Source organism: Myxococcus sp. NMCA1 (assembly GCF_026810205.1).
GTDB lineage: Bacteria > Myxococcota > Myxococcia > Myxococcales > Myxococcaceae > Myxococcus > Myxococcus xanthus_A.
In genome coordinates, this window is sequence record NZ_CP113950.1 from 5,853,260 (window position 1) to 5,867,850 (window position 14,591).

A 14,591-nucleotide genomic window follows, 5' to 3' on the forward strand; every position below is an offset into this window, starting at 1 on the left:
CGGCACGTCAGTGTCCCCGAGCCGCGAGCCAGGTCGCGTGGAAGCGCGACAAGGACTCCGCGAGCGCCAAGGGAGGAACGGAAAGTTCGGCGCGGACCTTGTCGGTGCGCAGGCCACTCTTGAGCGGGCGGGGGCTGGCGAGCTTCAGCTCCGCCATGCGGGAGGGGACGATGAGCCTTGCATCGAACCCGAACACCTCGCACAGCGCGAGGCCAAAGCCCACCCTGTCGATGACCGTTCCGCCGCAAGTGTTCCACACTCCACCCAGCCGCCGCGTCCCCAGCTCCACCAGCATGGCGGCCACGTTGTCCGCGAAACTGGGCGACACAATCTGGTCCTCGAAGAGGCGCACCTGCTGCCCCTTCTCCAGCGCCGTCACCAGCCAGGCACCGAAGTTGAGCCGGCCCTCCACCGGAGGCCAGCCATACACCACGGCGGTACGAGCAACGGCGCAGCCGGGCGCGAGCACGCGCGCGGCCTGCTCCCCCATGTGCTTCGTCACCGAATACACACCGCGAGGATTCGGAATCGCGTCCTCGGAATAGGGCCCGGCCTCGCCGTCGAAGACGTAGTCTGTGGACACGTGCACCAGGTGCGCACCGGCCTTGCGCGCACTCCGCGCCACGGCGGCGGCGGCGGTGACGTTCCCCGCGTAGGCGGCCTCCGGGTCCTTCTCGCAGGCATCTACCTCCGTCATGGAGGCGCAGTGGATGATCACCTCGGGCGCGGCGGTCTCTACCGCGGCGGCGACGTCCGCCTCACGGGTGAGGTCCACGCTCGCGTAGCCATACTCCCCACCGGTGCGCCGGGCGCCGCGGCCCAGGCCCACCACCTGGTGCCCGCCCTGGTGGAGCAAGGAACACACGCGGCTGCCTACCAACCCGTTGGCCCCCGTGACGAGGAAGCGCATGGCTCAGGCCCTCCCCTGCAGGCGCGTGCGGTACTGCGTTTCGAAGTACTGGCGATAGGCGCCGCTGGTGACGCGCTGCCACCACGCCGGGTGGTCCACGAACCAGCGCACCGTCTCCGCCAGGCCCTGCTCGAAGGTGTGCGCGGGCGTCCAGCCCAGCTCCGCGCGAATCTTCGACGGGTCAATGGCGTAGCGCCGGTCGTGCCCCGGCCGGTCCTTCACGTACTGGATGAGGGACTCCGGCTTGCCCACGAGGCCCAGAATCGCCTTCACGATGTCGATGTTCCGCCGCTCCGCCCCACCGCCGATGTTGTAGACCTCGCCGGCCCGGCCCTTCTCCAGCGCCAACAGCAGCGCATGGCAGTGGTCCTCCACGTGGAGCCAGTCGCGCACGTTGCCTCCGTCGCCGTACACCGGCAGCGGCTTGTCGTGCAGGGCGTTCACCACCATCAACGGAATCAACTTCTCCGGGAACTGGTAGCGACCGTAGTTGTTCGAGCAGCGCGTGACGACGACGTCCAGGTTGAACGTGTGGTGATACGCGAGCGCCACCAGGTCGGAGCTCGTCTTGCTGGCCGAGTACGGGCTGGAGGGCTGCAATGGCGAGGACTCGGTGAAGGCGCCCGTGGGGCCCAGCGAGCCGTAGACCTCGTCGGTGGACACCATGAGGAAGCGCTTCACGCCGCGGGCGCGGCTGGCCTCCAGGAGCTGCTGGGTGCCCAGCACATTGGTGGTGACGAACACCTCCGGCCCGAGGATGGAGCGGTCGACGTGGCTCTCCGCCGCCAGGTGCATCACCGCGTCAATGGCGTGCACGGACATGAGGTGCTCCACCAGCTCGCGATTGCCGATGTCGCCCCGGATGAAGACGTGCTGGGGGTCGCCCTCCAGCTCGGACAGGTTCTCGAGGTTGCCGGCGTACGTGAGCTTGTCGAGGTTGACCACCGTCCAGGCAGGCCGCTCACGGCGCAGGTACTTCACGAGGTTGGACCCGATGAAGCCACAGCCTCCTGTCACCAGTACGTTCATTGTCCCGTGGACCTCATGCGCTCGAAGCGAGCGCCTGCGTATCGAAGGGGTCCACGACCGTCAAGGCGCGAGGAGGCCAGGCTTGTGGGCGGCCCTGCACGGCGGTAAGGGAGCCGGTCGTGAGCACACCGCGCCCCCCTCCCCGCCGGACCGGGCTTCCCGCCATCCACCAGGTGCTCCCCCGGCTCGCCTGGGGCGACGCCGTGGGCAATCAGGTGCGATATCTCCAGGGCCTGCTGCGCCGCTGGGGCCATTCCTCCGAAATCTACGCCGAGGCCTGGGACGACGCCTGCAAGGACCAGGTCCGCCCGGTGCGTGATTACGAGCGGGAAGCGGACCACAACGCAGTCCTGCTGGTGCATCACAGCTTCGAATCGCGGCTGGTGCCCCGCATCGCGAAGAGCCCTGGCCGCAAGGTGCTTGTCTACCACAACGTGACACCCGCGCGGCTGTTCGAGGGCTTCGAGCGCAAGGTGGCCGCCGCGTGTGACGCCGCGCGGGGTGAGCTGCTGGCGCTGCGCCCCCACGTCGAAGCGGCCTTCGCCTACTCGCGCTTCAGCGCCGAGGAGCTGGTGGCCGCGGGCTACCCGAACGTCGCGGTGCTGCCCTTCGCCATCGACTGGGCGGCGTTCGACACGCCGCCGGACCCGGCGCTCCAGGCCGAGCTGGACGACGGCATGTCCAACATCCTCTTCGTGGGCCGCGCGGTGCCCAGCAAGAAGGTGGATGACGTGCTGCGCGTCTTCACCGCGTACCAGCGGCTCTACCAGCCCCGCAGCCGGCTCGTCGTCGCGGGCTACCTGCATCGGGATGGGGCCTATGGCGCCTATCTGCATGGACTGAAGGACGTGCTGGGCGCCGAGCAGGTCCGCTTCCTGGGACGCGTCAGCGCCGCGCAGCTCTCTGCCTGCTTCGCCACCGCGTCCGCGTACCTCTCCATGAGCCGCCACGAGGGCTTCGGTGTGCCACTGCTGGAAGCCATGTACCGGGGTGTGCCCGTGGTGGCCTACGGCGCCGCCGCCGTGCCGGAGACGATGGGCGGCGCGGGGCTCGCCACGCGCTCGGACGAGCCACGCGAGGTCGCGAAGCTGCTCGCCGTGCTGGACCGCAATGCCGGGCTGCGCGCGCAGGCGATTGCCGCGCAGCGTGAACGCATCGCCGAGCTGTCGCAGGAGGCCGTGGCCGAACAGGTCCGCGTGGCCTTCGAAGGCATCTGCTCCGGTACGGCGCCGCAGCGCCCGGTAGCCACGACGACGGCAGCCACCGTGGAACTCGTCTGCCCAGGCTTCACCGTACGGCCCGAGGAGCCAGCCTCACGTCTGGCCCGCCGACTGGCCGAGCGCCTGCCAGGTGCCCGAGTGCTTGCCCTGCGCCCGTGGGGTGAAGACGCGTCCCTGACGCCGGAGCCCATCAGCGACGACGGTGTCGCGGTGACGCACTTCACGCCGGACCAACCGGTGGACTCAACCCCCAGGACGGCCCTACCGGGGTCCTCCGCGCTGGAGACGGCGGTGCGGGCTTCGAGCGGGCCCGTGGTGCTGCTGAGCGCGGACACGGTGTCAGCGCAAACCCTGATGCCCCATGTCTCGGCGAAGGCCTTGGGCATCTGTGCACCTTCCAGCCAGCCGGCCCTGCTCGCATCCGCCCGGGAGCACCTGGGTGACAGGTTGGTGGTGGAGGAGCCGGCTCACCTCGAGACGGCGCTGCAGGCACTGCTCACGACGCTGGCTTCAACGGGAGTCCTCCCACGTGCGACCTGAAGACCTCATCACGCGCAGCCCCACGGCCGAAGCAGTGGTGCGCGAAACGCAGCAACTGCCCACGCCCTCCAATGAAGCCCAGGATGCGCTTCGCCAGACGCTGGAGGCGGCGGCTCGTCCACCCACGCCCACGCCCTGGCCCGCGCTGCTCCAGGAAGCACGTGGGAAGATGGACAGCCGCTACGCGGAACCGGCGACCTCCCACCGGGGAGTCATCACGGGCACCGCGCTCGTCCTGGCCAAGCGCGCCTTCCGACTCGCCTTCCAGCCCTTCATCAACGAAGTGCTGCGCAAGCAGGTGGAGTTCAACGAGTCCATCCTCGACGCGCTGGCCACCGTGCACGACGTGCAGCGCGAACAGGCGCGTGCCCAGGCCGCATGGCGCAAGGAGTTGGAGCGCAGGCTGGCGAAGCTCGAAGCCACGGGCACCCGCACCGAAGCCGTCACGACCGAGCAGCAGGCGCCCACGCCTGCCGCGTCCTCCAAGCGGACACGCAAGCGAGGCCGATGACGGCCAGGGCGCGGGACCTCGACCCGTCATCCTCGTGAATCCGCGTCCTGCGGAAGGAGGCGTGAAAGCCTCCGGCCTCGACAGGCGATGAGCATATGACTCAGGGGCGGCGTTGAGGATGGCGGCCGTTCGGGTGTATTCCCCATCCGTTCGACGCCTTCCTCTGTCCAAGGTCTGGTCCTTGCGCATCTGCCTCGTCTCCAAAGAACTCGCCCCCTTCGACAGGGGCGACATCGCGACCTACGTGGCAACCATGAGCCGGGCGCTTGCGGAGGCCGGACATGAGGTCCATGTCTTGACGGCGGCGCATGCCGACTGGCAGCGGGCCGTGTCCTTCCTTCCCGGCGTGCAATTGCACGCCGTGGATGAGCGAGAGGTGGACTTCAAGGGTGCGTTTCCACACGCACCACTTCGCCATGCGTGGGCGGCGTACAGAAGCCTGCTGGAACTCCACGCGCGTCATCCCTTCGACGTCATCGAGTTCCCCGACGACGCAGGCGAGGGCTATTTCGCGATGCGCGCCCGGCGGACGCTGGGGCACTTCGAGCCAGCGGTCCTCGCGGTGCGCTTGCACGACTCCACCCACGACCGCCTGCTGCTCAACAGGGTGGCCACGCTCGACATGGACACCACCCAGCGCGAGCACATGGAGGACACGTCCATCCGTGAAGCGGACCTCGTGCTGTCTCCCTCCGGGCCAGCCATGGCGCGAGTCCGCACCAGGCTGGAGCTGAAGCGCAGCGGCGTCGTGATTCCACCTCCGTTCTCGGCACTCCGGGAGCACCGCTCATCCCCTCGTTCCCGCGAAGGACTGCCCCTGGTGCTGTACGTCGGAGACCTGGAGTACCGAAAGGGCGTGCATCTTCTCGTCGAAGCCATGCAGGTGCTCTTCGAGCAAGGAGTCGCCGCGGAGGTCCGGCTCATCGGGGATGACACACGCACCGGCCCGTTCGGCCGCTCCCTACGACAGTGGCTGGACCAGCGCATCGCCCCCGCCTGGCGAAACAGGTTCCACTTCACACCTCCGCGCGAGGGAGCAGACCTCGCCTCGGCGCTCGCCGAAGCAGCGGTGTGCTGCATCCCGTCTCGCTGGGAGCACTTCTCCCACGTGTGCATGGAAGCCATGTCCGCTGGAGCGCTCGTGGTGGGCAGCGATGGAGGGGGCAACGCCGAACTCATCGAGGACGGCCAGAGCGGCTTGCTGTTCCGGAGCGACGATGCTTCACAGCTTGCCCGCGCGCTCGAGAGAGCCCTGTCCACACCGGCGCTACAAGAAGCCGTCCGGCATACAGCGCCCGCCCGTATTGCTTCCTATTGCGCCCCCGCCAGCATCGTCCGCCAGTTCGAAGCGGCCGTGGCGGATGCGAGGCACCAGCGTCACATGGGCCCCATCAGCGCCGCGCCCAGGAAGAAGGACGCGGCCACGCCGTACGTGTCCATCCTCGTGCCCTACTACAACATGGGGCGCTACCTCCCCGAGACGCTGCGGTCCATTCGCGCGCAGACCTTCACGGACTACGAAATCATCCTCGTGGATGACGGCTCGACGGATTCGGAGAGTCGAGCCGTGCTGGAGACGCTCCACGCGCCAGACCTCCACATCCTCCGCAAGCCCAACGGAGGGCTCAGCTCGGCCAGGAACGCCGGTCTGCGCGCCGCACGGGGCCGGTACATCCTGCCGCTGGACCCGGACGACCTCATCCAGCCCACCTTCCTGGAGAAAGCCGTCGCGGTGATGGACAGCACACCAGGGCTGGCCTACGTCACGTCACTCGTCTCCTACTTCGTCGAGACGCCGGACCAGCCCGTGGGCGGATGGATTCCCTGGGGCACCGAACGGGACGCACTCCTCGCGGAGAACGTGGCCTCCACCTGCACCGCGCTGATGGAGCGACAGCGCATCGAAGAAGTCGGCGGCTACGACGAGTGGCTCACGGCCTATGAAGACTGGGACGTCTTCTGCTCCCTGGCCGAGCGAGGGCTCGCGGGCTCCGTCATCCCAGAGCCGCTCTTCCTGTACCGGCTGCGCCCGGACTCGATGACCCGCAGCATGCGCGTGAACGACCGTCATGCGCAGATGGCCTACCTGTGCCAGAAGCACCCTGCATTGCCGCTCCACCCGGAGCGCGCACTCCGCATGCAGCTCGGCCGAGCCCACAAGCAGGAACTCCATCTGCGCGCGACAGGCGCGGCCTCCCCACCGCTCCTGAATCGATTCGCCGACAAGATGAACGCCACGCTCAAGCGGTTCGACTTCGCCCATGCCACCTTGAGGCGCGCCGCGCTCTGGGTCGCCGGCGCGGACGACGACTCCCGCCCACTGCGTCATCAGGTCATGGAGCGGTTCTTCGGACGCCGTCATTGAAGCGCCGGCCGCTCCACGCGGCGGAGCGGGCCCCATCTACGCGCGCCCTCCCCGCTACCCGCCCAACCGCCCATCCTCTGCCGGTGGAAATGAAGCGGGCTCTCGAGGGGTGAGCGACATCACGGGGGGCGCGGCGCCTTCCGCCGTCGGCACGAGAGCGCTCGGCTCCTTGCGAATCAACGAGCGCAGCCGCAACCCGAACAGGGCGGAAGCCACCTTCGTCATGAACTGGAACCCCTTGAGCCCCGTCAGGCTCGAGGTCCCCGTAGTGCGAGGGCGCATCGCGACCGCGACCTCTCCGATTCGAAGCCCGGCGAGCGCGACGAGCGCGATGGACTCCGGCTCCGGGTACTCATCCGGCATGAGGCGCAACAACGTGGCCACGGCGCGAGGCGAGTACACCCTGAAGCCCGATGTCGGGTCTGTCACCTGGGCCTGCTGGCCAAACATCCCCAGCAGCATGCTCACGACGCGACCTCCCACCCAGCGAAGCGGCGTCGTGCTGACCAACGTGTCCGTGCCTCCCGTCGCGACATCGCAGAAACGGGAGCCAATGAGCAGGTCGGTCTGCCCGCTCCGCGCCGAGCGAACCAGGTCAGGGATGGACTCAACGGGATGCTGCCCGTCGGAGTCACACTGCACGACGTAGCTGACCTCCAACCGCAGGGCCAGGAGGAACCCCGTCCGCAGCGCCCCGGACACGCCGATGTTGGTGTGGTGTGTGACGTGGTTTCGTGGAGCCAGCCGCCGTAACACCCCGGCCGTGCCGTCCACCGACCCATCATTGACGATACAGAAATCCAGCTCCCAGTCCGGCGTGGCGCGAGTCAACGCCGTGAGACGCGGCAGGAGCGCAGGAAGGCTTTCCGACTCGTTGTAGCAAGGGAGAACCACCAGCACGCGGGGACGACCACCTTCCGACGTCGCTGGCACGTCGGGAAACGTTTGAGCGGCAAGAGCTGACACGACCTGCCCCAGTTGCCGCTGCACGCGTGTGCTCTCCGCGTAGTGCGCCAGCATCTGAACGAACAGGAACATGGTGAGCCCAGCCAGGACCATGTTGCTGACCAAACTGATGCCCATCAGTCGAGCCACGGGCAGCAACCAATCCGGACGGATGGCCGCCACGAGCACGAAGCCACTGGCAAGGAACCACGTCACGGAATGCCGTGCCGCGAGCCGCGCGCCGAACTGGGAAATGACCACGAAGAAAAAGCCCACCACCACGGTAATGAATGGCAGCGACATTCCGGAGTCCCCCACAGCAATGCCCTGATGTTCGAACACGCAGAGAAGCACTCACACTTCTCAGGTTTGCATTGCCCCCCCCTCCGTACGGTACTCACGCCATCAATGCAATCCCCTGAAGCACCGGTGCCAGTCCCTGACGTACGCCCCGCCCCACGGCGCTGGACTCGCGCCGTGATGAGCGTGTTGCTCGCGCTCAGTACCGCAGGGGTATTCACGCTGGGGGCATGGGCCCCCCCCTTCCAGTCCCTGGGCTCCCGCCTCGTGCTGGTCCTGGGGTGCCTGGCTTTGGGCGCGCTGCTCTACCGCCCTCTACTTCCGTGGCTGCACAGTCGGCTGACGCGCTCCTCGCCCGCTCAGCAGCGGACCTGGCTGGGAGTCGTCGCCCTGGTCACCGTGCTCCTGATGGTAGCCACCCCGCTCCACGTCATGATGCCCGCGGAACGGCTGCCCGTGACGGTCCGTGCCACGGGCGAGCGGAACCCCAGTTCACAGGGCAGCGAAGTGTGGGTCCTCGGACTGCTCGACGCCTACGGTAACCCGCTGCCTCCCGATGGCTGGCGCCCCGAAGGAAACTGGGAACGCCGCGATGGAGGCGCCTGGCTTTCGCACCTCGACCAGCCGGCGCGCCTGCATTGGGAAGCAGAAGGTCACAAGCCCAGGGTCCTCCAATTGTTGGCGCACGGATTCTCCGGTGTCGTGGAGTACACCGTGAACGGTCGAACCGAGCGGCTCGACCTCTATTCGCCGCCCGGGACGGACGCGCGCCGGGACCTGGTCCTCCACCATCCCGACAGCGCATTGACCGCCAGTGCCGGGATTCGAATCACCGTCACGTTGGCGGCCCACGCGCTGGTCCTCGGCACCCTCCTGCTCCTGACGGGGCTCTGGCTCACGGGCCGTCCGCCTCCACCTCTCAAGCCCCTGCCACGACGCTGGGTGGGACTGCTGACGGCCATCCCCACCGTGGTGGTGGCTGGCATCTGGCTGATGACTGTCTACCCGGGGATGCTGAGTCCAGACTCGACATCACAATGGCGTGACGCCCTTTCCGGGCACATGGATGATGCGCATCCGTTGTTCCACACCGCCTCCATCCGATTCATCCAGAAGCTCTGGGAATCACCCGCGGCGGTGGCACTCGCACAGATTGCCGGCCTGGGGGTGCTCGTAGGTTGGGGCTGCGCGGCGCTCGCGGGGGCAGGTGTCTCCCGAGGCATCATCGCGCTCACCGCGATGGTGTTCGCGCTGGCGCCCGTGAACGGGACGATGGCCGTCACCCTCTGGAAGGACGTCCCGTTCAGCCTCTGCATCCTGGCGCTGTGTATCTGGGTCTTCCGCTCCGCGACCGACAACACCATGCGCTGGGACGTGCCCTTCTGGGTGAGCATGGTGGTGCTGGGAGCCTTGGCCATGTTGTTCCGTCACAACGGCCTGCCCGCGGTGGTCGGAACCTTCCTGGCACTGGGTCTCCTCCGGAGGGAGCGCTACAAAGCAGTGGCGCTCGCGCTCGTGGCCACGTTTGTCGTCGCGTCGGGTACCCGCTGGGTGCTGAGCCAGACGTACACCATCAAACCCTTCGCCAAGGGGATGACGCTGGTCGGATTCCTGGGCGCCCATGTGGCGGCAGGAACGCCCCTGGAGCCCGGTGAACGGGCCCTCCTCGAGGAGCTCCACCCGCTCGACGACAAGTGGAACTACCGCTGTTTCAGCAACGTGTTCACCATCTGGGACGGGCGCTTCGACATGGACGCGCTGACCCGGCACAACAAGGCATTGCTTCCGCTCCTCGTCCGCCTGACACAACGAGACGCAGCGCCCGTGCTCTCACACGTGCTGTGCAGCAGTTCGGTGCTCTGGAAGCTTTCGCAAGGCTCGGACCACCTCAATGGCCCTCCCATCTGGAGGGGGCCCGGCGAGGAGCTGGGCACCATCGAGCCCGGAGCGCGACACCTTCGGTCCGACTCACTCCTTCCAGTCCTGCGTGAGCCCCTTCTCCGGTGGACCGTCCGGACGCTTCAGCCAGACCTGGCCTGGCTGCTCTGGCGCCCGGCGCTGCCGCTCTACCTGCTGCTGCTCGCCTGCGCGGTGGCATGCATCCGCCACCGGACCTGGCGGCTTGCCGCTGTGGCGCTCCCCGTTGTCCTGCATACGGCGGCGCTCGCCGCGCTCATCCCGTCACCCGACGTGCGCTATCAGTACCCCGTGTTCCTCGTGGCCCTGATGTTCGTTCCAGCGTGGCTCGCGGGGATGCGACTGAATACGGCGCCGTCGGCCGAAGCGCCGCGGCGCGCGCCTTCCGTCTCGCAGGACGCGTCGACGCTCAGGTCAGCCGGCTGACCGTGCTCCGAATCGCGCGATGAATGACGGGCATCCGCTTGAAGAGCGTGTTCGCGCGGTCCACGAGCACGTAACGAAGCGGAGGCGCCTCCCCGGGACTCGCGCCCCCCGTCTCCCCGCTGGTGGGAACGGGTTTGCCCGCGACGGCCTGCTTGAGCAAGGGGTGCACGAGGGGCAGGCGCTTCAAGGCCGCGTTCATCAAATCAACCACGTCGTAGCGCAGCGGGCGCACGGCCTCGGCCAGCGATTGGGCGGACTCCAGGGCTGCGGACGCCGCGGAGGACGGCCGACGCTCCTGCGTGTCGAGCGCGCCATATGGGTCGACCATGGCCTCGCGGGAGTGCGCGAGCAGGGCGAAGAGCCGCGTCGACGGGTGCAGTGGCGCGGGCACGCCTTCGAAGAGCCGCACCAGCCAGCGGAAGTGCTGGCGCTGCTGGGACGCGGACGGGGTGATGGCATGCCCCCGCCGCGAGAAGAAGTGGACCTGGTTCGTCACCAGGAAGCGGTGTCCCCCCTGCGCGAGCCGCAGGAAGAAATCCCAGTCCGCATAGCCGGACAGGGTTTCATTGTAGGCATGCTGCTCCAGGACGGTTCGGCGCAGCAGCGCCGTGGGCGCGGAGACCTGGTTCGCGGCCAGCGCGTACGTCGGACAATCCCCCAGGTACGTCATGAACCCCTTGAACTGGCGGTTGGCCAACTCTTCGCTGGAGTGGAAGCGGCCCCCGGTGGGAACAACCCCTGAGAACTCCTGTCGCGCTTCCAGCGCGGAGACGGCGTGTTGGATGAAGTCCGGGGACAGGCTGTCGTCCGACTCCAGGAACACGACGTATGCCCCGCGTGCGGCTCGGACACCCAGGTTACGAGCCCCCGCGAACCCGCGGCGGACCGGGGAGCGGACGACACGAAGCCCCTCCCCTTCAGCCGCGGACCGCTCCAGGCGCTGCAGGACCTGCATGTCGAAGGCGCTCGTGGACCCATCGTCCACGACGACGACTTCCACTTCCGGGTACGTGCTGGCGGCGACACCTTGCAGCGCGATGGGCAGGAAGATGCCCTGGTCCTGATTGATGATGACCACGCTGACCAGCGGCGGCTGAGGGCTTCGCGTGGGCGGCGCCTCCCGCACGTGGCGCTCCCAATAGGGACGGTCCACCGTCCAGCGGACGGGGGCCAGCTCCGGTCCTTCCAACGCCTTGCGCATGGCCACCACCAGCGCGTCCAGGCTGCCGTCATACTTGTGGCAGTGGACCCCGTCGACGAAGGGGCTGTCGTCACCGAAGGCCAGGCAGGCCGAGTTGAGCACCAACCGGGTGCCCGCGACGGAAGCCTCGTAGGCCGTGAGATTCAGCGACTCATAGCTGGAGGTGATGACCACCACCCCCGCGCGCATGTGGGCTTCGCGGTCAGGACCTGGCTTGATGAAGACGAAGCGGTCCGTCAGGTCCGACGGGATGAGCGCCTTGACCTCGGCGAGGAAATCCGAATCGAAGGCATGGCACGCCAGGATGGCCTTGCCCTGGTACTCCGGCCACGTGCGCATCAACAGCACGGCACCCCGGACGAAGACATCCGGCTGCTTGAAGTGCTGGATCTTGGTGACGAACACCAGGTTGCGCTGAGCCGCAGGAACGTCGAACGGCCGGGACGGCTCCGCCGGAGACTCCATGACCACCGGGGGAAACTCCACCCGCACCTTGCGCATCCACGCGTCATCGAAGCCGTAGAAACGCCGGTTGAACTCGGCGATGCAGGGCAGATGCCCCACCACGAGGTCCGCATCGAGCAAGGACTTCCGCTCGATTTCGTAACGCCCCAGGTTCTCGACCTCGAGCGTGTTGGGCTCGTGGTGCATGAGGGTGCCGTAGCTCGAGTGCAGCCGCACCGAGAGGGTGGTCTGCGTGAAAGCCAGCCCCAGGTGCTTCTCCTGCAGCGCGGCGAAGGCCCAGCCGCGGAAATCCGCGAACTCGATGACGTCGAAGCGCAAGCCCTCCGCTTCGCGCGCCTTCAGGTAGCGCATCACCTCCAACGACTCACCGTGCCAACGAGAATCCCGAAAGGCTTCCGTGGGCGGATAGAAGCCATGCGCATCCGCGGTGGTCTGTTGTGGCTCGCGGAAGTCGCACAGATGCGCCTTCACCCGTCCCCCGAAGAAGAGCTCCACCTGGGCAGTCTGCACGGAAACGGTGGGCGGGAACAGGACATGGAACTCCACGTTCGCGCCGTGGCGCTGCGAGTCCATGATGAGGTTGTGCGCGACGCGGCCAATGCCCCCTGGGGTGAAGGGGTAGAGCTCATCGGTAACGAGGCAGACGCGGGTCATGCTCATGGCTGTGCGAACTCAAGATAGTGGTTGATCGCCTGGGCACAGAGCGTCTGGGTGTAGTCCTCCAGCATCTGCGCGTACTCCTCCGGCGAACGCTCCCGGAGGCCGACGACCCGCTCCAGCGCCGAGCGAATCTGTCCGAGCGAGCCGGTGCCCGCGACCTGAACCAATCGCTGAAAGGGGTGTTCATCCAGAGCCCCCAGGGTCAGCGGCCCTGTCAGGCACGCCACACCGTGAGTCAGTCCCTCCAGGGCGGTCATCGGCTGGCACTCGGCGAGCGTCACATTGAGGACGACGTCCGTCTCCCGGATGAGGTTGAACAGCTCCGAACGGTTCAACGGCCCCACGTTGATGACGGAAGCCTTGAGGGGCAGCTCCGGGCGGGCCGAGAAAGGACTGGTGACGAAGACGCGCTCCATCCCCGGCAGTGACGCGGCGACGAAGACGTTGGAATAGAAGTTCTTCCACCAGTTGTTGGGCGTGGGAACGAAGGCGGCCCGCGTCGGCGGAGCGCGGTGACGTTGGTCCGCCGGTGAGACCCGAGGAGGAAGGTTGAGCAGGACCTTCTGGAAGAGCAGCGGCGACATCAAGTGCATCTCTGGCTTGACGCAAGCCACGGCATCAAGAAGCCCCTGCTCCCGGAGCGCCAGCAAGCGGCTGAAGGTCTCCAATTCGAAGTCGAAGTGGAACTGGGCGGTGGAGCCGTGCCACACACAGCACAGCTTGAGCGTGCTGCCGAACACGCGGCGAAGCATGTGCATGACCTCCAGGGCATTGGGCGAAAACCCCTGGAAGATGATGGACCGTGCGCCCAGCCGCTCACACGTCTCGGCGATGCGCTGGTGGTCCGCCGCCGTCAACGCGCGATTCGCGGTGATGCCAATCTTGTGTCCCGGCGCGTAGCCAGACGCAGCACGGATGCCGTACCACTCCTGGTGGAAGAGATGCACCACCCGGGAGAGCCGCGGGTCGACATGAGCCCACGTCGTATCCAGTGGGGCATCGACCACGACGGCCTCCGCCACGGTGTCATGTCCATAACGCGGCGCAGGCGTGTCGACCGGCGCCCGAGCAGTCACCACCGGCTCGGCGCGAAGGCGGACCAGCTCATCCGAAAGCGACAACAAGCGCTGCCGCCGCTCCGACCGCTTCAGTTCGACCGTCAGGCGCTCCGTCAGCTCGGAAACCTGCATCCCCGTCAGGCCGTTCCCCGCCTGGAGCACCTCGCCCGCGTGCTCCGTCCACGCCCGCAGCCGGGGCAGGGACTGGACGTTCAGCGACTCCAGCGTCACCTCCCGGCGCTCGTCCCGGGGCTGCTCGACGGACTGGAGCTGGAAGAAGCGGCGCCCTTGGGACGCGTTGCGCTTGAAGACGTAGACGTCATGCGTGGCCAGGAGGCCACCGCCATGATGCATGTCCCAGCCAGCGGGCGTCAGTTCCGCGTACGGGTGCAGCCAGCATCCCTGGTGCCAGGCGTTCTCCCAGACACCGAAGGGAACAAGCTGGTTTTCGACCAGGCACAGCAATCCGCCGGGACGCACGAGCTTGCCCAGCGACTCCATCAGGCCAGGCAGGCGCTCCGGCGGGTTGTGGATGAGGACGGACACGGTGAACACCACGTCGAACGTCCTGTCCCCCACCGCCGCCAGGGCATCCGGCCCACAGAAGAGCCGCTCATCCACAGGCTCCAGCCCCACGGGCGGCGCTTGCCGCAGGGGCTCCATCATCGCCTCGGAGAAGTCGTAGCCGTGGTAGCGAACGCCTTCGAGGGAAGCCAGATAGGCGGCATGCCGCCCGAAGCCGCAGCCAAACTCCAGGACGTCCAGCGGCCTCTCCAGCGCGCGTTGCTCGGTCTGCATCAGCTTCGTGAGCAGCGCCTCTTGTTGGCCATACCCGGGGTTGCCCGCGTCCTGACGCGTGCGGATCATCTCCCGGTAGGTGTAGCCGCTCGTGGCCTTCCAATACTGGCTGCTTGCCGCTTCTTCCGGCTGCGACTGCCGCGGGGCGCTCGGCTCCGGCGACAACGCGATGTGAAGATGGGTGTCATCCCGCATGGTGAAGATTCCTTCTGCCGCGGCCCCCCTGGGCCAATGTTCAACCGCCAG

9 protein-coding genes are annotated in these 14,591 nt (G+C 67.5%); 4 read left to right on the forward strand and 5 right to left on the reverse strand.

Going from position 1 to position 14,591, the window contains the following annotated elements; genetic code table 11:
- Window positions 1-7 precede the first annotated feature (7 nt).
- Window positions 8-910 carry an SDR family oxidoreductase gene (locus tag OZ403_RS23790; RefSeq protein ID WP_268781819.1) on the reverse strand — a complete coding sequence of 301 codons (903 nt, stop codon included), beginning with the start codon at window positions 908-910 and terminating at the stop codon, window positions 8-10.
- Between the two features lie 3 nt (window positions 911-913).
- On the reverse strand, window positions 914-1,939 hold the full coding sequence (gene rfbB, locus OZ403_RS23795; protein ID WP_140876094.1) for a dTDP-glucose 4,6-dehydratase: 1,026 nt from the start codon (window positions 1,937-1,939) through the stop codon (window positions 914-916).
- Window positions 1,940-2,058: 119 nt separating this feature from the next.
- Between rfbB and OZ403_RS23800 the strand changes: the two genes are divergently transcribed.
- The 3 genes from OZ403_RS23800 (at window position 2,059) to OZ403_RS23810 (ending at window position 6,575) form a co-directional block, all read left to right on the forward strand.
- Complete coding sequence (locus tag OZ403_RS23800) at window positions 2,059-3,699, forward strand: glycosyltransferase (protein WP_268781820.1); 1,641 nt, start codon at window positions 2,059-2,061, stop codon at window positions 3,697-3,699.
- Window positions 3,689-4,210: a hypothetical protein gene (locus tag OZ403_RS23805; RefSeq protein ID WP_140793349.1), complete on the forward strand. Its 522-nt coding sequence runs from the start codon at window positions 3,689-3,691 to the stop codon at window positions 4,208-4,210. The genes OZ403_RS23800 and OZ403_RS23805 overlap by 11 nt, the downstream gene beginning before the upstream one ends.
- A gap of 253 nt (window positions 4,211-4,463) precedes the next feature.
- A complete protein-coding gene (locus OZ403_RS23810; protein WP_268781821.1) occupies window positions 4,464-6,575 on the forward strand; it encodes a glycosyltransferase in 2,112 nt (703 codons plus the stop codon).
- Window positions 6,576-6,629: 54 nt separating this feature from the next.
- On the opposite strand, the gene OZ403_RS23815 is transcribed toward OZ403_RS23810, so the two are convergent.
- Window positions 6,630-7,823, reverse strand: a complete 1,194-nt coding sequence (locus OZ403_RS23815; RefSeq protein ID WP_268781822.1) for a DUF2304 family protein — start codon at window positions 7,821-7,823, stop codon at window positions 6,630-6,632.
- A 177-nt stretch (window positions 7,824-8,000) separates the two neighbouring features.
- Here OZ403_RS23815 and OZ403_RS23820 point away from each other — a divergent pair, with 177 nt between their 5' ends.
- Window positions 8,001-10,163, forward strand: coding sequence for a hypothetical protein (locus tag OZ403_RS23820; protein ID WP_268781823.1), 2,163 nt, complete (start codon window positions 8,001-8,003; stop codon window positions 10,161-10,163).
- On the opposite strand, the gene OZ403_RS23825 is transcribed toward OZ403_RS23820, so the two are convergent.
- On the reverse strand, window positions 10,147-12,489 hold the full coding sequence (locus OZ403_RS23825; protein WP_268781824.1) for a glycosyltransferase: 2,343 nt from the start codon (window positions 12,487-12,489) through the stop codon (window positions 10,147-10,149). The two genes, OZ403_RS23820 and OZ403_RS23825, sit on opposite strands and share 17 nt — an antisense overlap.
- Window positions 12,486-14,540 carry a class I SAM-dependent methyltransferase gene (locus OZ403_RS23830; RefSeq protein ID WP_268781825.1) on the reverse strand — a complete coding sequence of 685 codons (2,055 nt, stop codon included), beginning with the start codon at window positions 14,538-14,540 and terminating at the stop codon, window positions 12,486-12,488. Before OZ403_RS23830 ends, OZ403_RS23825 begins: the two co-directional genes overlap by 4 nt.
- Between the last annotated feature and the right edge of the window lie 51 nt (window positions 14,541-14,591).